The organism is Flavobacterium sp. 90, assembly GCF_004339525.1.
Taxonomy (GTDB): domain Bacteria; phylum Bacteroidota; class Bacteroidia; order Flavobacteriales; family Flavobacteriaceae; genus Flavobacterium.
In genome coordinates, this window is record NZ_SMGE01000001.1 from 6351238 (window position 1) to 6374773 (window position 23536).

The 23536-nt window shown below is 38.1% G+C and carries 21 protein-coding genes; 7 read left to right on the forward strand and 14 right to left on the reverse strand.

The window, feature by feature from the left end:
- Window position 1: 1 nt before the first annotated feature.
- The 10 genes from C8C83_RS25860 to C8C83_RS25905 form a co-directional block, all read right to left on the reverse strand.
- Window positions 2-637: a TerB family tellurite resistance protein gene (locus tag C8C83_RS25860; RefSeq protein WP_121325590.1), complete on the reverse strand. Its 636-nt coding sequence runs from the start codon at window positions 635-637 to the stop codon at window positions 2-4.
- A gap of 10 nt (window positions 638-647) precedes the next feature.
- Window positions 648-1259 (reverse strand): hypothetical protein, encoded by a 612-nt coding sequence (locus tag C8C83_RS25865; RefSeq protein ID WP_121325592.1) that lies wholly within the window; start codon window positions 1257-1259, stop codon window positions 648-650.
- Between the two features lie 14 nt (window positions 1260-1273).
- Window positions 1274-1957 carry a conjugal transfer protein TraI gene (locus C8C83_RS25870; protein WP_121325594.1) on the reverse strand — a complete coding sequence of 228 codons (684 nt, stop codon included), beginning with the start codon at window positions 1955-1957 and terminating at the stop codon, window positions 1274-1276.
- 9 nt (window positions 1958-1966) lie between these two features.
- Entirely contained in the window at window positions 1967-4435 is a 2469-nt protein-coding gene (locus tag C8C83_RS25875; RefSeq protein ID WP_132011965.1) for a TraG family conjugative transposon ATPase, read from the reverse strand.
- A 36-nt stretch (window positions 4436-4471) separates the two neighbouring features.
- Window positions 4472-4849 carry a DUF4133 domain-containing protein gene (locus C8C83_RS25880; protein ID WP_347812787.1) on the reverse strand — a complete coding sequence of 126 codons (378 nt, stop codon included), beginning with the start codon at window positions 4847-4849 and terminating at the stop codon, window positions 4472-4474.
- On the reverse strand, window positions 4783-5121 hold the full coding sequence (locus C8C83_RS25885) for a DUF4134 domain-containing protein (protein WP_121329879.1): 339 nt from the start codon (window positions 5119-5121) through the stop codon (window positions 4783-4785). Before C8C83_RS25885 ends, C8C83_RS25880 begins: the two co-directional genes overlap by 67 nt.
- Before the next feature lie 130 nt (window positions 5122-5251).
- Complete coding sequence (locus tag C8C83_RS25890; RefSeq protein WP_132011966.1) at window positions 5252-5710, reverse strand: hypothetical protein; 459 nt, start codon at window positions 5708-5710, stop codon at window positions 5252-5254.
- 201 nt (window positions 5711-5911) lie between these two features.
- Window positions 5912-7111, reverse strand: coding sequence for a hypothetical protein (locus tag C8C83_RS25895; RefSeq protein WP_132011967.1), 1200 nt, complete (start codon window positions 7109-7111; stop codon window positions 5912-5914).
- A gap of 34 nt (window positions 7112-7145) precedes the next feature.
- Window positions 7146-8033, reverse strand: a complete 888-nt coding sequence (locus C8C83_RS25900; RefSeq protein WP_121325604.1) for a helix-turn-helix domain-containing protein — start codon at window positions 8031-8033, stop codon at window positions 7146-7148.
- Between the two features lie 289 nt (window positions 8034-8322).
- The gene (locus C8C83_RS25905) at window positions 8323-9021 is read right to left on the reverse strand and encodes a hypothetical protein (protein WP_121325606.1); all 699 of its coding nucleotides are present in this window, start codon (window positions 9019-9021) and stop codon (window positions 8323-8325) included.
- A 331-nt stretch (window positions 9022-9352) separates the two neighbouring features.
- Here C8C83_RS25905 and C8C83_RS25910 point away from each other — a divergent pair, with 331 nt between their 5' ends.
- The gene (locus C8C83_RS25910) at window positions 9353-11029 is read left to right on the forward strand and encodes a helix-turn-helix domain-containing protein (protein ID WP_121325608.1); all 1677 of its coding nucleotides are present in this window, start codon (window positions 9353-9355) and stop codon (window positions 11027-11029) included.
- Window positions 11030-11093: 64 nt separating this feature from the next.
- A complete protein-coding gene (locus C8C83_RS25915; protein ID WP_121325610.1) occupies window positions 11094-11270 on the forward strand; it encodes a histone H1 in 177 nt (58 codons plus the stop codon).
- Window positions 11271-11374: 104 nt separating this feature from the next.
- Here C8C83_RS25915 and C8C83_RS25920 read toward each other — a convergent pair whose 3' ends face one another.
- Window positions 11375-11608, reverse strand: a complete 234-nt coding sequence (locus C8C83_RS25920; RefSeq protein ID WP_121325612.1) for a helix-turn-helix transcriptional regulator — start codon at window positions 11606-11608, stop codon at window positions 11375-11377.
- A gap of 500 nt (window positions 11609-12108) precedes the next feature.
- On the opposite strand from C8C83_RS25920, the gene C8C83_RS25925 reads away from it, so the two are divergent.
- Genes C8C83_RS25925 through C8C83_RS25935 form a run of 3 tightly spaced genes read left to right on the forward strand, consistent with a single transcriptional unit; the run spans window position 12109 to window position 19154 of the window.
- Complete coding sequence (locus tag C8C83_RS25925; protein ID WP_121325614.1) at window positions 12109-15141, forward strand: SusC/RagA family TonB-linked outer membrane protein; 3033 nt, start codon at window positions 12109-12111, stop codon at window positions 15139-15141.
- 13 nt (window positions 15142-15154) lie between these two features.
- On the forward strand, window positions 15155-16546 hold the full coding sequence (locus C8C83_RS25930; RefSeq protein ID WP_132011968.1) for a RagB/SusD family nutrient uptake outer membrane protein: 1392 nt from the start codon (window positions 15155-15157) through the stop codon (window positions 16544-16546).
- Complete coding sequence (locus C8C83_RS25935) at window positions 16533-19154, forward strand: prolyl oligopeptidase family serine peptidase (RefSeq protein WP_121325616.1); 2622 nt, start codon at window positions 16533-16535, stop codon at window positions 19152-19154. Before C8C83_RS25930 ends, C8C83_RS25935 begins: the two co-directional genes overlap by 14 nt.
- A gap of 57 nt (window positions 19155-19211) precedes the next feature.
- Here C8C83_RS25935 and C8C83_RS25940 read toward each other — a convergent pair whose 3' ends face one another.
- From C8C83_RS25940 to C8C83_RS25950, 3 genes are all read right to left on the reverse strand, one after another.
- On the reverse strand, window positions 19212-19478 hold the full coding sequence (locus C8C83_RS25940) for a DUF6520 family protein (protein WP_111377030.1): 267 nt from the start codon (window positions 19476-19478) through the stop codon (window positions 19212-19214).
- A gap of 51 nt (window positions 19479-19529) precedes the next feature.
- On the reverse strand, window positions 19530-21083 hold the full coding sequence (locus C8C83_RS25945) for a MauE/DoxX family redox-associated membrane protein (protein ID WP_121325618.1): 1554 nt from the start codon (window positions 21081-21083) through the stop codon (window positions 19530-19532).
- A gap of 210 nt (window positions 21084-21293) precedes the next feature.
- Window positions 21294-21584: a hypothetical protein gene (locus C8C83_RS25950; RefSeq protein WP_121325620.1), complete on the reverse strand. Its 291-nt coding sequence runs from the start codon at window positions 21582-21584 to the stop codon at window positions 21294-21296.
- A 292-nt stretch (window positions 21585-21876) separates the two neighbouring features.
- Between C8C83_RS25950 and C8C83_RS25955 the strand changes: the two genes are divergently transcribed.
- Complete coding sequence (locus tag C8C83_RS25955) at window positions 21877-22269, forward strand: plasmid mobilization relaxosome protein MobC (RefSeq protein ID WP_121325622.1); 393 nt, start codon at window positions 21877-21879, stop codon at window positions 22267-22269.
- Complete coding sequence (locus C8C83_RS25960) at window positions 22253-23518, forward strand: relaxase/mobilization nuclease domain-containing protein (protein WP_121325624.1); 1266 nt, start codon at window positions 22253-22255, stop codon at window positions 23516-23518. The genes C8C83_RS25955 and C8C83_RS25960 overlap by 17 nt, the downstream gene beginning before the upstream one ends.
- Window positions 23519-23536: the final 18 nt, after the last annotated feature.

The window sequence follows — 23536 nt, forward strand, 5'->3', positions numbered from 1 at the left end:
CTTAGTTTTTTAATTCGTGAAATTGCTTGGAAGCGGAAATATCATTTGATTCTTTTGCTCTCTGCAGAAGCAGCACGTTTGATGATGCATTAAAATCTCTAAGAAAGGAGATCTTATCCTGCATCTCCAGATAGACAGCATCTATTGCCTCGAGCCTTTCGTCGTCTGACATCCTGAGTTTATCAGCCGTTACAACCATTATAAGCTGGTCAAGATTTCTTAGGCTCTGATCCAGAAGATTGCCGTACACTTTTTCAAAATAACTGAGTTCCTGCTGGCTGAAACTGCCGCTTTTTGCAAAGCTGCTGAACCCTTTTTTACTTTCCCTGACCAGAAGGATCTGCAGATTTACAATTTCACCTACTCTTTTGTAATTTTTTACCGTCGATGATACCTGCATCAGGGCATCCAAAAAAGTTTTATGGAGGCTGAAATTCCCTTCAGTCATATCTTTTACAGTCTTGTACCCTCCCGAAAGAAGTTCATAGCCTTTTTTCATATCACTTAAAATCTTCTTGAACTGGGATAACTTTTCAATATTTAAGATCAGCTGCTGGATTTCAGCAGACTGGGCTTCTGCTTTTAACGGAACTAAGAATAACAAGATCATGACTACTGTAAACACTGTTTTTTTCATCGTGCATAAATTATTGATACATAACACTTAATTGCTCCGCTTCTTTTAAATGCTTTGCTTTAGACAAAGACAAAAGTCCAGCTTCACGGCTGAAAGAAATACACAAATTATAATCCTCAAGCATACTTTTATGAAGCCCGTCAATGCGCTCAATTCGCTGGTCATCGTTTAATTCCATTTTTGAATCTGCAATAACCAATAAAAGGTGATCCAAAGTATCGTTGCAATTCTCAAGTAACCGCTTCAAAGAACGCTCTACATAATCCAGTTCAGTACCATGAAACAAATCGGCCGCATTTAGAGTCTTGATCGTCTTGCTACTTACTTTGATTATCTTCACCTGCATGGAAATTATTTCTGCTATCTTGTAGTAATTCCTGACTTTGGGATTAACTTTCAAAAGCGAAGAAAAATAATCTCCGTGCAGGCTCACTTCTCCTTTCTTCACATCACCGATAAAATTCAGTCCCTTGGAAACCGCAGAGTATCCCTTTTTTGCATAATCAATGTATACCTTAAGCGCAGCTATCTGAAGAAGAAGTTCTTTCCTCTGCTTGGCCTGCCCAGTCATTTGATGGGAAAAAACCAGTACAGCAGTTAGAATTAAAATTATTTTTTTCATGATTTTTAGCTTATTTACGGAATTCCGTAAAATTGTTTTGTTTGATTTACTTCCGACTCTGTTTTGGCTCTCTGAAGACTAAGCAAAATATTCTGCTGATTAAACAGTTTAAGGTCATCGTAGTTCGAGTCGATTTCATCAGAGGCCTTATTAATGATTTCAAGTCTTTTTAAATCACTCATCTCAGTGGTGAAAGATTCCAGTATTAAAAATATCTGATCCATATTCTTTACACTTTCTTCCAAAATACCGTTGTACACATGCTCCATGTAGCGAATTTCATCTTCCTTAAAATGAAAATCCTGGCGAAACAGGTTCCATGCTTTTTCATACTCCTGAACCAGTTTGGTCTGCTTCTTGGTAATTTCCTTTATTCTTTGATAATAGGTAATTACAGATTTGACTTTACTCAGCTCCTGGTAATAACCTTTATAAAGTTCTTTTTGTTTCTGTGTCCAATCCGAGATTTCATCCAGTTTTAATTTAGACAGCACATTTTCAAGCTGTTTCTGTGCATTTTGAAGCCAGATTGTTTTGTTCTGCAGTCTCTGGATTCGCAGATCTATCGCTTTGATTACTTTTTTAGTGACTGCTTTTACAATTTCAAGTATCGGCAGTACAGCGCTTTTTTCTGCCGGTCTTGCAGGAGTGCTAACTAGCAGCAGACAGATCAGACAGGTAATTATTCTTGTTTTCATTTTCAATTTTTATTTTCCGATTCTTATTTCATTTGCCATTGCAGCAATTCCTTTTTTAATATCTCCGCCAAACTTTGCCGCATATTGGTTCATTTTCATCTTCTCGCTCTCTTCGGTTGTATAGGCAAGATATTCCTCCAGCGAGACCTCTGTCCGGTATACTTTGGAAGACATGCCCCCCAAGGATATAAATACTTCTTTGTATTTTTTTGAGGGATCATTGGCTTTGTTGACTGACAGTACGAGCGCTTTTTCTTTTTCCGTCAGACCCAGAAGTTCCTGAATCTGGTCAAATTTGTTCTGGTATTTGCTCTGATCCAAAAGTATTTTACAGTCGCTGTTATTGATGATTGCCTGTTTGACAACCGGCGAAGAAATGATATCTTCCACTTCCTGCGTTACTACTATAGCTTCTCCAAAGAACTTACGCACAGTTTTGAATAAATACTTGATATATTCTGCCATTCCTTCTTTTGCGATTGCCTTCCAAGCCTCTTCGATCAAAATCATTTTCCGGATTCCTTTGAGTTTTCTCATCTTGCTGATAAAAACCTCCATAATGATGATTGTGACCACTGGAAAAAGTATGGGATGATCTTTGATATTATCGAGTTCAAATACAATGAAACGTTCTTTCAAAAGTTCCAGATTCTCTGTTGCATTCAGTAGATAGTCAAACTCACCGCCTTTATAATAGGGCCTGAGAACGTACAGAAAATTAGTAATGTCAAAATCTTTCTCCTTTACTTTATCATTCTCCAGAATTCTGACAAACTCATCTCTTAAAAATTCATAGAAGCTGTTAAAACACGGGAAAATCTCCTTTTTACTATCGAGTTTTTCATAGTATAACTGCAGCGCATTGGAAAGCGCCACATACTCGCTTCTGTTAAATGTTTCATCACCTTTCTTCCAAAGTGCCAAAAGGAGTGTTTTGATGCTTTCTTTTTTCTCAGTATCCAGACTGTGCCCTTCTGAAATGTAAAAAGGATTGAAGCGTATGGGATTCTTCTCATCATAAGTAAAGTAATATCCGCCAACCATATCACATAGCCCTTTATAGCTGTGACCAACATCCACAAGCACTACATGTGTTCCCTGCTCATAATAGCTTCGAACCATATGATTGGTAAAAAAGGACTTGCCGCTTCCCGATGGCCCAAGTATAAACTTATTGCGGTTGGTGCATATTCCTTTTTTGACGGGCTCATCACTTATGTCTACATGTACTGGTTTTCCAGTCAGCCGGTCTCCCAATCGGATTCCCATAGGACTTAATGAAGAACGGTAACCCGTTTCCATATTCAGAAAGCAGACTGCCTGCTCGGTGAAAGTATCAAAAGTGTCATTCATTGGAAAATCAGCAGCATTACCGGGAAGTCCCGCCCAGTATATCTGCGGAGCTCCAACGGTTTCCTGTTTGGCGGCAGCATCCATCTGAGCCAGAGCAGATGAAACCTGGTTTTTTATTTCCTTTAGGTTTTCCTCACTATGGGTCCACGCCAATACATTGAAATGTGCTTTGACAGGCAGTCTCTGCTGCGAGATCGATTCATTGAGAAAATCGTTTGTCGCATCACGGGCTATCATATTCTCACGGCTGTAGGCTGATAACGATTGAAGCCTTAGTCTTTTGCTCTCCAGTTTCTGGATAGTTTTCTGTGCATCTTCAATAAAAATATACTGGTTATAGATGTGATTACAGGATAAAAGCTGTCCCAGAGTTGAAGCAAAACCGATGCTGAACTTAGTTTTGTCCGTAGAGTAACGGTCAAAATTTATACGTGATCCACACAGTCCCGGAAGATCAGCCGCATCCCCGAGAGTAAAGAGCTGACTATACTTATCCCCTATTCTCAGACCGTCTTTAAATGAGATATCATTAAATACAAATTCACTTTCCCGCTCTGATAAGAAACAGTATCGTTCAATTAGTCCAATCTTTCTGCTCTGGCTCTTCAGATCTTCATTTTTAAGCCTGTTGAGCTTTACAAACCCACTGTCTTCCAGTACTCTTTTGAACTGTCCTGCCGAATCCAAAAAATCCTGCAGCAGCTGGGGCTTCAAAGTTTCCTCCGGCACAGGAGTATTTTTGATCAGAGTTGAAAATAATGAGGTGGAACTTTTTCTTCCCGCCGGCTTTTTAGTCAGCATAATGTAACAGCTGTGATCCAGAAACGGTCTTTCATTGAAAAAACTTTCACTGCTCCTGCTCAGGAAACTGTTATCATCATTTGAAAAATCAGCTTTGTATCCTTTTTCCAAAAACCAGTCCTGCTTGTGAAATACGCAGAATTTCGGCAATAACTTAACTGCCTTAATCCAGGACTGATGAAATGCCTCATATTCCTGATCAGACAATGTGAATATTTCAGGCAGTTCTACTTTAAATACGATGGTAACGTCTCCCTGTTTCGAAAGGATGCAGTCATGTTCGACATCCAGTATCGGTAAAATTTCTTCTATCTTCTTCTCCATTTCTCATTCTATTACCTTTATTACGTCATACGGCTATCATATTATAAAAATACCTCTGCTGTTGACTCTTATATTTTTGGGAAGCTGCTTCCGGGCGAGCGCTTTCATCATGCCGTGTTCGCCATAAGTATTACTCATCTTATAGATTTTTACTACCAGAACAGTTCCAGAGCCCGCAATAATTCCAATACACATAATTGATGGAATACCCATAATGTAAAGGATTGCAAAAACAATCATGAGCGATACGCCCCCCCCGCCCAAATACCAGATGTACTGCGCCTTTAGTCCCTTGAATTCAATACTTTTATTGATTCCTTTGTTGATTTGGTATACGCTTACTGCCATTATACTCCAAAGAATGATTTGATAACAGTTGCCACTACAACAAGAAAAACACAGCTGCCGAACCATGCTGCCGCCACTTTACCAGTATCAGGATCACCGGCATTCCATTTCTGGTATACCTTCACTGCTCCAATAAGGCCCAGTATAGCTCCAACAGCATACATAAGTTCTGTACCTGCATCAAAATAACTCCTCACTTTCTGATTCGCTTCATTTATTCCGGCTACTCCGTCCTGGGCAAATCCATTTCCGTTGATGAGTACCCCTAAAAGAAAAGAAGTAATTAGTACCTTTCTTTTCTGTAAAAAACTCCTTAATTTCCATCTCCACTTTTTCATCATTCATCAATTAAAGGTTAATATATTTGCAATAAAAAACAGAGGAATATCGCCGTCTCATCAGCTATTTCCTTGTCACATTATACCATACCGCACTAGAGCGGACGGGGAATATTCCTCTGTAAGTTTTTTATGAAATGGTCTCATCCCACAAGCCATCCATTTCCGGGTAAGTTAAAATCAGCTGTGGGTGCTTTTCGCATTCTGAGACCATAAGGGCATTGATTTTTTCCCGAAGGGTAGATTTCCTTACATACGGGTATTCTTCAAGAATAAATTTCACATAGTTTTTGAATTCAATTCCAGAGAAATTATTTTGAACTGCTTCTGAAATTGCCTTTTCCAATTTAGAAAAGAGTTCCCTTGCATCTTGCAGAGTGTCAAATGGCTCTTTAAATTCAGCGAATAAATCCTTTAATTGATCAACTGCCGGAGCCTTTGGAGTTTTAAAGAATTTTAATTTTGTATTGCCCTTTAGCAGCTCTTTAAGAGGATCCAAATAAAATTTAAGAATTACAACAATGTACCAAAACAGTACCACTACTAAAACTGTAACTGCATAGTCACCCCATGAAATATTAGAAAGCATAATCATCTTCATTTATCGTTACACACTAACTCTTGCTTTAAATCGTCAACACGTTACGATTTATTTACAGGTCAAAGGAACGATAAGAACAAAATCTCTACAAGGACAACTTTTAGCTGCTCCCCAAGTTGCTCCCCAAATTATCTGAAATAACAAAATAAAAAAACCTCCTTACGGAGGTTTAATAAGCGGATGAACCCGTTAATATTGCTGTATATGTTTAATTATTCGCTCCAGGGTCTTTATAGCAATTTCCTTGTCTCTTTCCTCTGCAGTATAGGATTTGCTTCTCATGGATTTGTAGGAGAGATCCCTTTTCTGTGAGGTAGATAGATAAGGAACAATTGATTTGAAAACCTGGTTCATTGATTTTGCCTTTAATATTCTCGATTCATCCCCTGCCCGGAGAATTAATCCGATCTGGTCTGTTGACAATATGCATTCTACTTTTTCCTTTAGCAGATCGTGCTGCAGTTCCTCTTTCGATACGGTCATCTCTTTTTGGCCAATATTCAGCTCTATACTTTTTTCAATATATTCAGTTTCATATTTTATCCAATTGGTTACTGAAACTTTTATATTGCTTTGACATGGATCGAAACAAATCTTTTCACTAGTTTCCATCTGATTTAATTCTTTGAAAACAATCAGTAAAAAACCTAATTTTCCAGATTTTTGATTTTTAGCTGTCAAATGGGTTGCAATTCTTGTGATTATATAACTGTAATAATCAGCTGAATTGAAATTTAAATTTATCAGCCTTTCATCCAGAAGCGAAAAAAAATTCCCATCCTTTTGTTCAAAATTGAATTTCTCAATGAGGTGCAGCAGGTTCTTTTGGTATCTTAACTGCCTGTATGTAGTTTTAGGAGCGTTACGGGATTGAAACTGCTGATTAAAGCTATCTATTATAATCTTCAGGGTCTTACAATCGTCACTGATATTAGATTTTAGATCTTTTATGTTTCGAAGCCTGAGCATAAGTTCACGTCTAGAAACCTGCAGGTATGTTACAGGCACTCTTTGATCCACGTTTAAGAATTCTTCAAATCGCGTTTCTATAAAAGAAAGTAAATCAGATAAGGTATCTACTATAGTTTGTGAGATCTGCAAAATGCTTTTTGTCTTATACCGGTCATTTTTTCTGTTCTCCGCAATCTTGTCTATCAGGAATATAAAATAGGAATGGTATTTCCGGATCAAAAGCCTGACCTCGCTTTTCTTTCTGGTTGAAAATACCTCGTCTTTGATTTGAATTTCAATATTGAGAGCTTCTTTCTGTATAGCAATGCAAATAGTGGTTAACTCCTGCTCCGTAATATTAATCACATTACGATTTTGAACAAGGTTGCGCAATATCAAAGCATCTAGCCACTGTAACGGATATTTTCTAATCATCATACTATTGTTTTGATTGACAATTATGCAACAAAAACTAGCGAGTCTTAATTTTTTCCATTGCACTTAAACGATACTGAGATGGGGACAAATTGGTGTGTCTTTTAAAAAAAATGGTAAAACTGTTTGAACTTGAGAATTCCAAATCTTCAGCAATTTGCGATACTGTATTTTGAGGGTCTTCTAGCAGTTTTTCCGCTTCAGAGATAATAGTCTCTACAATTAGTTTCTTAACGGTTTTACCTGTTATTTCCTTTACCATTTGATTTAAATAGCCGGCTGTAACAAAAAGGGAGCCGGCATAAAACTGGGCGTTGTGCTGTTTTCTGTAATGAATGGACAAAATAGTGAGAAATCGAATTATTAAACTTTCTTTTCTCGTAAACTGCAGAGCAAAATCATTTGAATGTTTTGCGTAGAGTAATCTCAGTTCATACATAAAGAGGTTAAAACTTATGCGATGCAGTTCATTATCATTGCTGCTAACTGCTGGATCTCTGGTGACAAAATACAGCACTTTATATATCAAGGAAAGAATTAACATCTCCTTTTCATCCAATTTTATCTTAATTGATGCTCTTGTAATTATAAATTGTAAGGCCTCAATTAGTTCCTGTCGCAAACTATTTTTTATTGCGTATTCGAAGCTGAAAGTGATCAGGTAAAACTGAAGCTTTCCTTCAAACTGCACGATGCTGCAATATGAATCGCTTGGTATCACCAGCAAATCCATATCTGACAGAACCTGATCAGCCTGCTGAAAGTGGACAGTTAGTTTTCCGGATTTAATTAATAAAATTGAATAGTTTGATACCCGAAATGATTCACCCACAGGGGACTTTAATACATAATTTTTGATAATATGAATTGCTAATCCCCTAATGGGCAGATCATCCAAGTTGGTATTGATCAAATCTCTGATCATAATTTCTACATTTAAACTGAAAATTAAAATTGAGTTAATTTGGTTAATCCTTTTCGCCGAAAGCTCTTTCCATAATTGTAAAGGCCATAAAATATAGATTTGATAAGATCGTTATATAAAGGAGATAGGTCAGCTTTCGCGGATGGGTTATTCTTTTCTCACCGTTTAAAAGGTATTCCACTATTTCATCATAACTAAATAGATCGATTATAAAATAAAGACATACAATATTCAGTATGATAAGTAAAGTGTAGAATATAGTTCGACGTTTCATTTTCAGTTATATTTTTTAATTTCTAATGAGTGCAGGCAGTAAAGCGATTACGGTAACTAGTGACGCCTGGTTATTTTTAAAGAAAGGTCTGGCCGGTTTTGTACCAACTGATTTTTCCCAGTCGCGATCCTTGCGTTCGGCCTCCGCAAATAGTGCGTAACTTGAAATAGTGGACACCGTAAGTATGGTTTCTTTTTCATCCTCATTCAAATCCACACTTGCTACAATATCTGCATCAAAATCAATTATGTAATCTCTGACTACAGCGTATTCCGCGTCTTGCTGAACTATTAGATTTTGAACAAATGTGGTCAGCATAATTTTGCTTGAGGAACTTATAAAACTATTTTGAATAATTTCAATTAGTTTGGTATCGGGATCATTTAAGATGTCTAGAATTTCCTGATCAGAATAGCCCAGATTGGACTTTTTAGCAGAACGATTTACATTTAGAGACGTTAGTATAAATGAAATTTGGTTATTAATTTCTCCTACAGAATTAGGAGCGTTATTATTCCTTAAATATTCCTGAATAATGTTATAATATTCTTTGCCCTTATTATCAAAAGGATTTTTGGAACTCAAAGGAGAAGTTTCATTGCGTTCAATATTTTCAGGGTTAGAAATTTGATTTTTGTCCATTCCCTCTTCCGAATCAGTTGAGCAGGCAGTAATTAATAGAAATACGAAACTGGTTAATAAAAAATTTTTCATGATTTGTTTGTTTGATGTGAATAAGAATTTCTTCTTAGTTCATTTCATCCGGATTAGCAGAACCTCTATCTGGCACGATGCCCGATATTTTGCTGTTGAATTCGAAGCAAATCTACTCCCACCGAAAATCCCAGACAAGCATAGTAGTGTGGGTTTTCGGTAAATCACGTATGGATTTTCGGTAAATCCATACCCTATTTTCAAAATTAATCCACTACTATTCAGTGTTTTATGTAAGTTTTATGTTACTTTTATGTTATGGAGACGTTAATGAGACTAGAATAGCGTTTGATTCTCCTTTTACGATAGATTCGCCTCAAAAACATCAAATATGACTCAGCATCGTTATCTCTTTCTCCTTATTGCTACTCAGATAATGCTATCGCAAAGAAATAATTTCCATGTACCTGATTCTTTAAGGAACAAAAACTTTGAATATCTGGATGATAAAATATACAGTTACAAAGGAGATAGCAGCAAAGCTGCAGTTTATATGTATACTTTTCTATATAAGGCAAAAAAAGAACAGAATTACAAAGAAATTGTCAATGGCTATCAAAATATCCTCCATGAGTCTCCGGAAAAACAAAGACTAGTTTATGCTGACAGTATGATATTAGCCGCTGAAAAATCCGGTATGAATTCTTTACTGGGTTCAGCCTATCTGTCTAAAGGGATTGTATATTATAGTAGAAAAGAGCTTCATGAGGCCTTAGATAATTACATAGAAGCAAACAAATACATTTCCAAAACTTCGGACCAATATTTAAAGTTTAAGGTTAAGTATAATATTGCCATCATTAAATCCTATTTAGGCTATTATGATGAAGCTATTGCGTTATTGACTGAGTGTGTGGATCATTTTAAGAATGAGGGATCAAGACCCTATTTAAATTCTCTTCATGCCCTGGGACTTTCCTACAATAAAATTGGAAATTATGGCAAATGTACTCAGACCAATCTTTTAGGAATATCCGAAAGCGAACGACTGGAAAATAACGACATGGTCCCCTACTTCATTCATTCAGAAGCAGTCAATCAATTTTTTAAGGAAGATTACAATGACGTTATAAAAAATCTTAAATCAGTTGCAGACCAGATCAAAAAAAATGAAGATTTTGCCAGTGAATCTATAAGCTGTTTTTACATCGGTAAAAGTTACTGGAAATTAAAAAAGTATGAAGATGCCGTTTCTTATTTTTTAAAAGTAGATCAAATTTATAAAAGTCATGGCTATATTAGACCTGATCTGCGAGAGGCTTATGAATTATTAATCAAATATTATAAAACACAAAATAACTTAGATTCACAACTATATTGTATTGAACAATTGCTGCTGGCAGATAACTACCTTAATGAAACCTATAAATATTTGGTAAGCAAACTGCACAAGGAATACGATACAAATGAGCTTATCTTTGAAAAAGAACAAATCCAGCAGCAGTTCATAAAAGAAAAAAAACAAGGGTATGTATTTACTGGTTTGGCAATTGCACTTCTCCTGTTGTCATCATTTTTGACCTTTAATCACTTTAGAAATAGAAGACTTTACAAAAAAAACTTTGATCAGTTAATGCTGCAATTGAATACTGGTAAGGCTCCTAAAGATAAATTCAGATCATCTGGTGATAATCTGACAGATATAAATCCTGAAACGGTTTCCTATATAATTAAACAGCTGGAAAAATTTGAAAACGAAAAAAAATTCCTGCAAAAGGATTTAACTATCTCTAAATTGGCCGTAATGTTTAATTCAAATCAAACCTATGTATCAAGAATCATCCGTCATTACAGCGGAAAAGCATTCAAAGATTATATAAATGATCTGAAAATTGAGCACATTATCGCCTTGCTTCACAATAACAAAAAAATAAGAAAATATAATAATTTAGCGTTGGCAGAAGAAGCTGGTTTCAGCAGCAAACAACTCTTTGCACAATTATTTAAAGCCAAAACAGGTATGCCGACAGCTTACTTTATCGAACAGCTTAAAACGGAAAGTCTGTGATGAATAAACTATAACGAATTTTAAAATTATATATTTGCCCGCGTAATTAAAAAAACAATTTATCATGAACGATCTTATTGCAAAAATTAACGCAGAAATCGAAACATTTAAAAATGAATCTGAATCATTATCAGAAAAAGGAGTAAAAGCCGCTGGAGCTAGAGCTCGTAAATCTTCTTTAGAAATTGAGAAACTTTTAAAGGAGTTTAGAAAAGTATCTATTGAGGAATCAAAAAAGTAATTAAAATTTAATTATAAAGCCCTTCAAATAAATTTGAAGGGCTTTTTTCATTGTTTATCTATAAAAATACTTTCTAAATATTAAATAGTTAAAGAAAATCATCTTTACATACCTTTATCGGGCCAAAAATCTTTCGGGGAACAATTTAAAACTTTTGCAATGTCATTTAAATGTTGAACATTATACTTTGCTTTTTTTGAAGATTCAATATCTCCTATAAACCCCACACCCTTATCCAATCTAAGAGATAATTGTTCTTGAGTAAAGCCCTTTTCCTTGCGGATAGTTCTAACCCTATCAATTATATAATTTTCTATTTCGGATAATTTCTCATTCATATTATACAAATAGCCAACATTATTTGTTAAATTTCAATGGACTATAGTCCATATTTGTTGTTTTTTATTATATTTGCATTCTATTACATATATTTGCGATTCTTCAGAAAAATATTTGAAGCACTCGCTTTGAATCTCGCGTTAGGAAACTGGTAATTTTTGCAACGAGATGATAAGTAAGATGCTCACGTCTTTTGGCGTGGGCTCACTTATTGTTGCAACGGTATACCAGTACCTCTAACGCAGTAAGATGAGTTCCACGCCTTTTTTGTTAAAACTCCCTTTCTATTCATAGCGGCATTACTCTTATTTCAAGTTTCGCAACTTCTGACAAGTTGAACTTTTTAATTTTTCATTGCCTGTGTCTTAAACAAAAAATTACTTTATGATCGTTAAGCCGTTTACTTAATGCATAAAAAATGGCCCTCAGCTGCAGCGACCAAACTAGAGCAGAGGACCTTAGCTAATCAAAATCTCTTTAACTAACCAATTCCAATATTATGAATTATTTTTCATTCTACAAGGGTGGAAAAACGCTTTATTGCCTAACTTTAACGGCAATTCTGTTTTCTTTTTCCTCGTCGTTTGCCGGAAATACTTACCGGAAATTTTCTTCTATTTTTCAACAGCATCAGGTACATGGTACCATAACCGATGGCACCGCTCCACTGCCCGGAGTCACTATCGTCGTAAAAGGTCGTGCATCCGTTACAGCTATAACAGATTACACGGGGCAGTACTCAATAAATGTTACGGCTTCAGATACTCTTATTGTATCATTTATTGGATTCAAAACCTTAAAAGTTCCGGTTTCCGGCCGTTCGAAAATCGACATTACACTGCAATACGATACTACAACCCTTCGAGAAGTTAAAATAAATGCTGGTTATTACTCTGTTAAAGAAAGTGAACGAACGGGAAGCATTGCCCGTATAACTTCCAAAGATATTGAGACCCAGCCCGTCACTAATGTGCTCGCCACAATGCAGGGAAGAATGGCGGGAGTTGAAATAACTCAAAATACCGGTCTTCCCGGAAGCGGATTCGAAATTCAGATCCGCGGGCAGAACAGTTTACGTTTCAATGGAAACAGCCCGCTGTATATTATTGACGGTGTCCCCTATTCTTCCCAGAGCATAGGAAGCAATATGACATCCGGCAATATGCCAGCCGAAAACAGCCCACTGAACAGCATTAATCCAGGCGACATAACAGCCATTGAAGTACTTAAAGATGCCGATGCAACAGCAATATACGGGTCTCGGGGCGCCAACGGAGTGGTCCTGATTTCAACAAAAAAAGGCAAACAGGGCAAGACGGCTTTCTCCACAACATATTCGTATGGCTTCGGCCAGGTGGCCCATTTCATGGATGTTCTCAGGACGCCCGATTATTTGGCCATGAGAAGGGAAGCATTCGGCAACGACGGCTATAACGAATATCCAGATTATGCCTATGATGTTAACGGCACATGGGATCAGAACCGAAATACAGACTGGCAGAAAGAGCTCATTGGAGGGGTTGCGACATACAGCAATCTACAATCCTCACTTACAGGCGGCACCGAGCGCACCAGTTTTCTTCTGAGCGGAAACTATAGCAGGGAAACTACCGTATTTCAGGGAAGCTTTGATTATGTGAAAGCGGGAGGGCATTTGAGTCTGAACCATGAATCTCAGGACAGCAGATTCAAAATCAGCTTTTCGTCAATTTATACCTCACAGTCAAACAGCCTGCCGGCCATAGATATCACCTCCACAGCGCTTCTGCTTGCTCCCAATGCTCCCGCACTGTATGACGGATCGGGCAACCTAAATTGGGAGAACAACACCTTTGACAATCCTGTGGCTGCGCTTGAGGGAAAAATTAAAGGCCAGACTAACGATTTGGTGGCTAATGCGCTTTTGACCTACGATCTTGGAGCGGGATTTACCGCAAAGGGAAATTTCGGATATACATTCCTTACCCAGAAGCAATTGAACTTGCGCCCATCCACCGCCTTAAATCCCGCATACGGAGCAGGCAGCGAAAGCTCCATCGTATTTACAAACAGCTTGGGAAGGAATTCATGGATTATCGAGCCTCAGCTAAACTGGAACCATAAATTCGGCAAGCTGTCTCTTGACGCATTGGCGGGAACCACTTTCCAGCAGCAGAAAGGTACCAGACAGGTAAATTATGCAATTGGATTTGCCAATAACAGCCTTATGGAAAATCCCGCATCGGCATCCCGAAATCTGGTTTTAAGCAGTGATGAAAATCTGTATAAGTATGAGGCTTTTTATGCAAGGCTGAATTTTAATTGGGAAAGCAGGTATCTTCTTAACGTGACTGGCCGCCGTGATGGCTCGAGCCGTTTTGGCCCCGGCAATCAATTTGCAAACTTCGGTGCCGTCGGTGCCGCATGGGTATTCAGCCAAGAAAATATGATAAAAGACGATATGCCTGTTCTAAGTTTCGGCAAACTTCGCGCCAGTTATGGAACTACGGGAAACGATCAGATTGGAGATTATCAGTACTTGGACACCTACAGCGTGGCCGCTGCAAAATATCAGGGCATTTCAGGGCTTCAGCCAAGTAGGCTGTTTAATCCTGATTTTGGATGGGAAACAAACAAAAAATTGGAAGTTGCGCTCGAAACAGGCTTTTTTAATGATAGGATATTTTCAACCGTTGCCTGGTTCCAGAACCGTTCCTCCAACCAGCTTGTCGGAATTCCGTTGGCGGGAACAACTGGATTCTCCACCATGCAGGCTAATCTTGATGCAGTAGTGCAGAATAGAGGTCTGGAGCTTACATTAAGAACCATAAACATTAAAAACGGCGAATTTAGCTGGATCACCAGCTTTAATATAACAAGCAACAAAAATAGACTTATTTCTTTTCCAGGACTTGATGCATCAACGTTTAAAAACCAGTATGTGATTGGTCATTCTTTAAATATCACCAAAGTATTCCACTACACAGGACTTGATTCTTCTTCTGGGACTTACCAATTTTTGGACGTGGATGGAGACGGATCTGTAAATTTTGGAGATGACCAAAAAACCATTAAGGACCTTAGCCCTAAATATTATGGAGGCCTGCAGAATCAGCTTAGATATAAAAATATAGAGCTCGATTTTCTGTTTCAGTTTGCCAAACAGGAAAATTACAACCCAAATTCGTACTCCCCTATGCCCGGCACAATGGCAAATCAGCCATCGGCCGTCCTGTCTCGCTGGCAAAATCCAGGCGATACTGGCCCTTATCAGGCATTTAGCGATAGTGATGCAAGCCGTACGATTGCCTATTACCAGTTTTCTTCAAGTGACGCTGCCATAAGCGATGCCTCATACATCCGCTTAAAGAATATTTCGCTTACCTACCAGCTGCCGCAAAGCCTCACTAAAAAATTCAATTGTAAAATCGGGCTTCAGGGACAGAATGTCTTCACCATAACTAAATACAAAGGAATTGATCCTGAATTTAAATATACGGGATATCTGCCTCCTTTAAGAGTATTCACAACCACAATACAGTTAACTTTTTAATTCCTCTTTTATCATGAGAAGCGATAATATTAAAATATACATTTATCCTATGCAGTTTGTTCTGCTATGGCTCTTTTACGGATGTTCAAATTTTACAGACGTAGATCTTCCTTCATCTCAGCTGACCTCCGGAACCGTATTTGAAGAAAAGTCAACCGCTAATGCCGCCATGCTCGACGTCTACTCTAAAATAAGGGAAAGCGGCATATTGACTGGCTATACATCAGGCATATGCAGCCAGCTTGGCCTTTATGCGGACGAGCTCCAATTCTACGGAGCGTCAGGAACAGGGCTTGCAAATTATTACAACAACAGCCTTTTGGCCACAGACCCTCAGATTGCAGCAACATGGAACAGCAGCTTTACTCAAATCTACTCGGCCAATGCAGTAATTGAAGGACTTGATAGGTCTAAAGCTTTGCCCGCCGATTTTAAACAGCAGCTAAAAGGGGAAGCGCTGTTTGTGCGGGCATTGCTTCACTTTTATCTCCTGAATCTATATGGCCCTGTTCCCTATATCACATCAACTGACTATAAAATTAACAGCAATGCGGCTAGAATGCCCGAAAAGATAGTATATGATTTAATTGAGAAGGATTTAGAGGAGTCAATTAACCTATTGCAGAAAGTATATAATGGAAGCTATAGGGTTCGTCCCAATAAAGCGACAGCCCAGACGCTGCTGGCAAGGGTTTATCTGTATTCAGAAAAATGGGAGGAAGCCTCAAATATGGCCTCCGCAGTGCTCAATCAGTCGGATTTGTATGTGTGGCCAACGTCTTTGGATTTGGAGTTTAAGAAAGAAAGCAAAGCTACAATATGGCAGCTGATGTCCAATATTGAAGGCGCTAACACATATCAGGGCAATGTTTTTATTTTTATTCAGGGCCCTCCTCCATCAATGGCTCTTACAGAGAATCTAGTTAATGCCTTCAGCAACGGTGATCTGCGAAAAACCAAATGGCTGAAAGCCGTAAGCAACGGAACAGTAACTTGGTACCATCCATACAAATACCAGGAAAAATCAAATACAGCCACTTCATTGGAGTATCCTGTAGTTTTTAGAATGGCGGAACTGTATCTAATCAGGGCTGAGGCACGCGCCCGCGCTGGTGATCTGATAGGCGCAAAGCAGGATCTAAATAAAACCAGAAATCTTGCAGGTTTGGGCGATACTGCTGCAGTCGAGCCTGCTGAAATTATTGATGATGTGCTAACAGAACGCCGTCTGGAATTTTTTACTGAATTCGGACACCGTTTTTTTGACCTTAAAAGGCTAGGAAGACTAGATAAGGAACTTTCGCCTTTGAAGCCGCAATGGAAGACTACCAATAGATTATTGCCTTTACCGCAAAGCGAATTAACGTTGAACCCAAATCTATCTCCTCAAAATGCAGGCTATTAACGTACCTACTGGCCGTTTTTTTAGAGCTGTCATTTTTGTTTTTGTTTTAGTTACCTGTCCCCTTTTATGGGGACAGGCTAAACAGAAAAAAATCATGACCGTAAAGGATTATGATTTGTGGAGCACCCTAAGTCCCGGGCAGTTATCCAGTAATGGTAACTGGTCCAGCTACGCTTTAAATTACTATAATAGGAATTCAAATGCCGATACACTTTTTGTCCAGCACAACAGTTCGCGTAAAAAATATATTTTCCCTGGTGCCACAGATGGAAAATTCAACGGGGAATCGGATTTTGCCTGCATTTTAAGAGATTCCCTTATCGTGCAGAATCTTAAATCTGGGAAGACCTATTCTGCACCATGCAATACCGATTTTAATTTTTCAGCAGATCATAAGTTTCTGGCAGTTTTTACCGTGCAGAGCGGGAAAAAGTTCAAATTGGAAATTAGAAATGGGCAAGGAATGATCGTCCGTGAAATTCCAGATATAAACAATTATATTTTCGATCCGGAAAAAAACGGCATTGCATATTGTTTTGAAAAAGATAATGCATATGGAGTAGAAATAATGCTGTTTAAAAATATAATTGCAGTCACAAAAGTTATAGAAGATCATGAAGTGCCGCTTCTTGGTCTGGTATGGAAAAACAATACGATTGCTTTTAATGAAGATAAAATTTCAGATTCAAGACTATATAGTTTCAATATATCCAAAAACAGGCTCAGTACTATGGATCCAAAGACCACAGCTGGATATCCAAATGACATGACGGTCTCCAATCCGAAATATCAAAAAATCATCCTCTCCACTGACGGCAAAAGCGTATTTTTTTGGCTAAAGGAAAAATCAGACGCCTCTAATGCTATTGATCCATCTGCTGTACAGATCTGGAATTCAAAAGACAAGCTCTTGTTTGATTTCAGAAAATACAAAGGTGACTACAGGTTAAACAGCAAAATGGCAATCTGGTCAGTAGAAGAAAATAAAGTGCAGCAGATAACTGACAGGGAATATCCGCTTGGATTTTTAAGCGCTGACTATAAGCACGCATTCATATATGACCCCGCTGCCTATGAACCTAATACCAATCAATCACAGCCATTTGATTTATACATACAGGATTTAGAAACTGGTAAAAGAAAACTTGTGATAGCTCATCGAACGGGTGATTTCCTCCCTTTGGGATCACCTGATGGGAACTTCCTATTTTATACAAAATCCAAGCAATGCTGGGTCTATAACATCTCAAAAGATTCGCACACCAATATAACGCATGGCCTATCTGAGTCGTTTTTCTTCGAGGACTATAATATGCCTATTGAAGCTCCCTCCTATGGAATTGGAGGATGGACAAAAAATAATGAAATTATACTTTACGACAAGTATGATTTGTGGCTGATCTCACTTGACGGAACCGTAAAAGAAAGGCTGACGAAAGGACGGGAAATGCAAAAATCATATCGTATTAAAGTCTTTAATTCTGACCCCTATTTTAGCTTGACAGAATCCAAGAAACATTTTCTAGATCTCAACAAAGGCTTTCTTCTCCAGACTTCAAACCGTGAAACAGGCCAGAGTGGACTTAGCTACTGGAACCAAAAAAATGGAGTGAAGGATATGGTCTGGGAAAATAAGAAAGTTGATGAGATCAGAAAAGCCTCCAATAAGGATGTTTACCTCTACACGGATCAAAGCTTTGAATTATCTCCAAGACTTATGTTTTTTAACCATAAACCAACTGAGATCATAAAGAGCAATCCTCAGCAGAAAAATTTTTATTGGGGCAGAAACGAGCCTATTGAATATCAGGTAAACGGCGTAAAAGCAAAAGGATTTTTATGCTATCCTCCAGATTTTAAAGCCGGATTAAAATATCCAATGGTGGTTCATATCTATGAGCGCCAATTTTCCTATATGAATGAGTATGTAAATCCTTCCCTGCTGACTGAAGACGGATTTAACGTCACAAATGCGATTAATAACGACTATTTTGTACTGTATCCTGACATGGTTTATGATTACGGCAACTTGGCGGAATCAGTTACCAAAAGCGTGCTTAGTGCAGTTGATGAAGTCATTAAAAAAGGTGATGTGGATTCCAACCGTGTCGGATTGATTGGACATTCCTTCGGAGGCTACGAGGCGGACCTGATTATAACGCAGACCAACCGCTTTGCGACCGCAGTAGCCGGGTCTGCTTGGACGGATCTTGTGAGCAGCTATCTGTATGTAAGCGGATCCAGACGACAGCCAGATTTTTATCGTGCTGAAGAGAATCAGATACGCATTGGAAAATCGCTATTTGAAGATATGCAGAGCTATCTAAAAAATTCTCCTGTGCTTTTGGCTTCAAAAGTAGAAACTCCTCTATTGGGATGGGTAGGCGAAAATGACAGGCATATCCATTCCCTGCAGAGCATGGAATTTTATCTGGCGATGCGCCGTCTAAACAAGGATCACACTCTTCTAGTATATCCGAATGAAGGGCATGAAATGGGCACAAAAGAAAACGCAGAAGATCTCAATGTTCGAATCCTGCAATGGTTTGACCGTTACTTGAAAAATGGCAAGCATCAAGACTGGATGAACGCTGATTTCAAAAGATAAAATCAATGTATAGAAATGCCGGCACCCAAAAGATACAGGCCGGCATTCTTTTAAAATTTAATTATTAGTGCTTCTTTTCAGAGGGGTTACACAATTTGAATCATAAAGCTGGGCGCCAGAACCGCTGGATGCTCCAATTTTACAATTAAAATTTCCTCCTTCATCACACTGCTGAACAGCGTTACAGCTGTCTGGATTTGCAATGTGCTGGTAGCCCTGTTGGGCCACGGATTTTGAGCTTAGAGACGAAGTGCTTGCCGCACTAGTCAAACCAACCGCAACAACTGCTAGCGGCAAAATGGTTTTTAAAACATTAGATTTCATAATAATATAATTTATATGGTTAATGACCTACTCTTTTTTACAGGTTTTCGATCAGTCCCCTGCTATTTGGCCAATAGATTTTTTTGCATTTTGATCAGCGTAATATGATGTGATTTTTGGCTGCAGTTTATAAAGGATAATATGCGAACCTATCAGCACATACATTTTATCATTTATGACCTTCATATAACGCATTTTTTTCCCTCTAAGATTGCTGATAGTGAAACTCAATGCATAACTTTTTTTGTTGAGATCATAGACATCAATGATGCTTGAATTTTTCCACATTCTATCGTCTTCAAATCGGCCAGGTATTGCCGAATGAACAAATAGTAAATTGTTATATGAAGCGCAATTATTATTGACAAATAATGGCGGTTTGGAAAACTGCCTCTGATGATGACTTTTGTCATTTTCAATATGCAGTTTTGCTTTTGTAATAGTATCAATCGTATTTCCTTTCCAGACTATATTCAGATGGTTGTCGGCTAGCGCAAATTGATTGCGATAGGCATACAGGTAAATGATTCTCTCCATCTCCTTGTTATAAAGTAATATGCCGTCGGTATCAAAAACTCCGTCTGCCTGTTTTTGCAATATTGCAGGGTTTAGAATTGTATTTCCATTCTTGTGGAGCTGGATAACACCAAGTACATTATCGCCGTTAATCCTGTTTGCGGCCACCACTGCAATTGCATTGGAATCTATGGCCCTAGCCGTTGTGAAATATTCTCCTTTCAGATGGATCAATTTGGCATTCCAATTATCAATCTTACCCCTAAAGACACACGGTACTGTTCCGTCAGCCACAAAAAAATAAGGTGGCTCAACCATAATTGAAACTCCTCTGAAAGGAAGTTCTTTATGATCCAGATCAATCATCGTTTTCTTATTTTGCAACAGTTCTGAATTCAAAATTGTCAGAACTAATGGAGATGTTGTATTGCCAAGGTAGACATTTTTGTTATCAACACCTGCAAAATAAAACGAGTTCAGCTTTAAATCTTTAGATATAACCTGAAGGATTGGTGTCTGCGGAAAACGTCTGGTCAATTTATTATGATAATGGATGATATTTTCAGAAAGTAAAAATAATATTACCACTATACTAATACTGCTGATGGTTATAACAGAAAACAGCGTTACTAAACCCCTACTGTTCACTGAATGAATATTTACTAATTTTTTGTCTTTATGAAGAAATATTGCCAGTATTCCAAGGCATACAAAGACAAGATTAAAAATCATGTGTGATTGCCAGTCCAGCTTCTCCAGCACTCCTCCGCAGGAACACGGCACAAATGAAGTATAATGAAGAATAATAAAAATGTAGACCGTAAACATTACCATTAACCCGTAAGCGAAGAATAGTCCCGTCAGCATAAATCTTGGAATAATGATTAGCAGGCATGTAATATATTCAGTAGCAGGCACCAGTACTGCTACCCATTCTGCAAACGCACTCAGTAGAGGGGATTGCCCAAGCTCAATTTTAAAATGCTGAAAATCCAATAATTTGCTCGTTGCAGCATAGATAAAAAGCAGTATATATAACATACAGATAATTTCAATAACTACACTCCTAAAATTAAACTGGACTTTCATATTCTCGTATCTAAATTAATATTCCGTTACACAGGACTGAAACAATGTGAAATCTTTTACAAATCTATATCCAATAACTTGAAAAGCAGGTTTCAAAAACGTGCGAAAATATGTCTAAAACGAGGCAGTTTAGTTTGCTGAAAAACTAAAAAAAGATGCGTACCGAATATTTTTTTCAGCATGCACCTTTTTATTTCTTAGGAACCTTTCCTAATCTTTTACAGCTTCGGAAAGTGACATAAGCTTTAAATTCAATTCCACAAGATTGGCTTTCACCAGACACTCCTGGGCAATGTTTTTCAGTTCGTTTAAATCTTCCGCAGAAATACTCTCTGCAAGAATCGAATTGTCTTTTTCTGTCGATAATCCGTGGTGGATCAAATGGCTTAAAAGCAGTACGTTTTTTCTTGAAATCTTCAAATCCATTCTCACTGGTTCATTCATGGAAGGGATACTTAAAACAGTATCATAAACCTTTGCCGCATCATTTTTTGTCATCATAATTTCAATGTTTTTAATTAATAATTTAAAACTGTAAAGTTAGTTTTTGACTCCTTAAACACCCTACTCAAAATTTGATAGGGATAGGATCAATCCAAACGCCCGCCGTATCTTCGCCAGGACTTTAAAAATGAGCTTTTATCATAAAAGCGCTGTAAGATTGCCCCGCTTGCTGCAATCTGCCAGATGTCCGGTTGTATCACAACCGAAATCCGGCTGCCTTTTCGCTCGGAACTCGCTGGCAGTGATTTTTAAAGGATTCAAAATGGGATAGAAATGAAAATGATGCAAAATGAAAGAGAAAAACACCACCCGTACCAAATGGATCCACCTGCGTCTGACAACAGATGAAATGAAGTTTTTACAAAGAGGATTTGAAAAATCGCTGTGCCCAAAACTGAGTGATTATGCCCGTAAGAACATGCTTGGAAAACCCGTCGTTTTAAAATACAGAAATACATCCGTTGATGAACTGGTCCTGGAGATAAGCAGACTTAGAACTGAGCTCAATGCCATTGGAAACAATTACAATCAGGCAGTAAAAAAACTGCATTCTCTTGGGCAGATTTCTGAATTTAAAAACTGGATTTTATCTTCTCAGCAGGACAGAGACAAACTGTTTGAAGCCATTGAAAACATAAAAAACTGTATGCTGAAACTCGTTGACAATGGTCGCTGTAATTAAAACAGGAACATCGATCCGTCGCATTTTTCATTACAATGAAAACAAAGTTTCACACGATGGTGCCCTGTGTATCGGAGCTGAAAACTACCCTGCCGATCATGATAAAATGACTTCTTCATTTAAAATAAACCATCTGCTTTCACAGCTTGAATTAAACGAAAACGTTAAGAGGGGAAGCGTGCACATTTCACTTAATTTTCATCCGTCTGAAACAGACCTGGATGCTGAAAAACTAATTGATATTGCCCGAAGTTATATGTCTGGAATCGGCTTTGGCCATCAGCCCTATTTAGTCTACCAGCACTTTGATGCGGCGCATCCCCACATTCATATCATTTCGGTAAAGGTGAGACCGGATGGAAAAAGGATTGACATGCAGAATATCGGACGCAACCAGTCTGAGGCAGCGCGTATCAAAATAGAAAATGATTTTAACCTGGTAAAAGCACAGGGAAGGTTTAAAGAAATCGGTTATGGAATTAAACCAATTGAAACAACTGCTGTACACTATGGAAAAATACAGTCCAAAAAGGCGGTCTCGAAGGTGCTTGATTTTGTACTAAGCAATTATCAGTATAGAAGTCTTCCCCAGCTCAACGCGGTTCTGAATCTTTATAATGTCTGTGCCGACAGGGGCTCTGAAAATTCAAGAACGTTCAAAGCTGGAGGGCTGGTCTACCGCATACTGGACAAGGAAGGAAATCATACTGGAGTTCCCATTAAGGCAAGTGATTTCTACAGCAGCCCTACACTTAAATTTCTGGAGATAAAATTTGAGCAGAACAGACTTAAAAATCAGCGTCCGGGGCTCCGGATAAAAAATGCAATAAGGAATATATTTGAGCATGATCGCCCTTCCCTGCCGCAGCTTTCAGAAGAGCTTGACAAGATTGGGATTTCCATGATAAAAAGGATCTCTTCAGACGGCAGATTGTTTGGGCTGACCTATATTGATCATGTTACAAAACAGATCTGTAACGGAAGCGAACTCGGAAAGGAATTTTCTGCCGCTGCCATCTCAATAAAATGCAGCGATTCCGATAGTGAAATAAAAAATAGGGCTTCCTCTCCACAGCTTAAGGCACTTTTTGAAATAAAGGAAATTCTGGAGATGAAAAAAATTCCGACAGCCGGCCTGAATGAGTTTATACAGTCCCTGTTCGAAAAGGAATTTTACTCCGGACATATTCCAAAAGAATTCAAAAGAAAAAGGAAAAACAGAAAAAGAAAAGGACTCTCCAATAATTAATCATTTAAATTTTACAGT

What these genes read in the sequence shown, in the direction of transcription:
- C8C83_RS25860 (WP_121325590.1), bottom strand. Translation starts at nt 637, where the DNA reads ATGAAAAAAACAGTGTTTACAGTAGTCATGATCTTGTTATTCTTAGTT.
- C8C83_RS25865 (WP_121325592.1), bottom strand. Translation starts at nt 1,259, where the DNA reads ATGAAAAAAATAATTTTAATTCTAACTGCTGTACTGGTTTTTTCCCAT.
- C8C83_RS25870 (WP_121325594.1), bottom strand. Translation starts at nt 1,957, where the DNA reads ATGAAAACAAGAATAATTACCTGTCTGATCTGTCTGCTGCTAGTTAGC.
- C8C83_RS25875 (WP_132011965.1), bottom strand. Translation starts at nt 4,435, where the DNA reads ATGGAGAAGAAGATAGAAGAAATTTTACCGATACTGGATGTCGAACAT.
- C8C83_RS25880 (WP_347812787.1), bottom strand. Translation starts at nt 4,849, where the DNA reads ATGGTTCGGCAGCTGTGTTTTTCTTGTTGTAGTGGCAACTGTTATCAA.
- C8C83_RS25885 (WP_121329879.1), bottom strand. Translation starts at nt 5,121, where the DNA reads ATGAAAAAGTGGAGATGGAAATTAAGGAGTTTTTTACAGAAAAGAAAG.
- C8C83_RS25890 (WP_132011966.1), bottom strand. Translation starts at nt 5,710, where the DNA reads ATGCTTTCTAATATTTCATGGGGTGACTATGCAGTTACAGTTTTAGTA.
- C8C83_RS25895 (WP_132011967.1), bottom strand. Translation starts at nt 7,111, where the DNA reads ATGATGATTAGAAAATATCCGTTACAGTGGCTAGATGCTTTGATATTG.
- C8C83_RS25900 (WP_121325604.1), bottom strand. Translation starts at nt 8,033, where the DNA reads ATGATCAGAGATTTGATCAATACCAACTTGGATGATCTGCCCATTAGG.
- C8C83_RS25905 (WP_121325606.1), bottom strand. Translation starts at nt 9,021, where the DNA reads ATGAAAAATTTTTTATTAACCAGTTTCGTATTTCTATTAATTACTGCC.
- C8C83_RS25910 (WP_121325608.1), top strand. Translation starts at nt 9,353, where the DNA reads ATGACTCAGCATCGTTATCTCTTTCTCCTTATTGCTACTCAGATAATG.
- C8C83_RS25915 (WP_121325610.1), top strand. Translation starts at nt 11,094, where the DNA reads ATGAACGATCTTATTGCAAAAATTAACGCAGAAATCGAAACATTTAAA.
- C8C83_RS25920 (WP_121325612.1), bottom strand. Translation starts at nt 11,608, where the DNA reads ATGAATGAGAAATTATCCGAAATAGAAAATTATATAATTGATAGGGTT.
- C8C83_RS25925 (WP_121325614.1), top strand. Translation starts at nt 12,109, where the DNA reads ATGAATTATTTTTCATTCTACAAGGGTGGAAAAACGCTTTATTGCCTA.
- C8C83_RS25930 (WP_132011968.1), top strand. Translation starts at nt 15,155, where the DNA reads ATGAGAAGCGATAATATTAAAATATACATTTATCCTATGCAGTTTGTT.
- C8C83_RS25935 (WP_121325616.1), top strand. Translation starts at nt 16,533, where the DNA reads ATGCAGGCTATTAACGTACCTACTGGCCGTTTTTTTAGAGCTGTCATT.
- C8C83_RS25940 (WP_111377030.1), bottom strand. Translation starts at nt 19,478, where the DNA reads ATGAAATCTAATGTTTTAAAAACCATTTTGCCGCTAGCAGTTGTTGCG.
- C8C83_RS25945 (WP_121325618.1), bottom strand. Translation starts at nt 21,083, where the DNA reads ATGAAAGTCCAGTTTAATTTTAGGAGTGTAGTTATTGAAATTATCTGT.
- C8C83_RS25950 (WP_121325620.1), bottom strand. Translation starts at nt 21,584, where the DNA reads ATGATGACAAAAAATGATGCGGCAAAGGTTTATGATACTGTTTTAAGT.
- C8C83_RS25955 (WP_121325622.1), top strand. Translation starts at nt 21,877, where the DNA reads ATGAAAGAGAAAAACACCACCCGTACCAAATGGATCCACCTGCGTCTG.
- C8C83_RS25960 (WP_121325624.1), top strand. Translation starts at nt 22,253, where the DNA reads ATGGTCGCTGTAATTAAAACAGGAACATCGATCCGTCGCATTTTTCAT.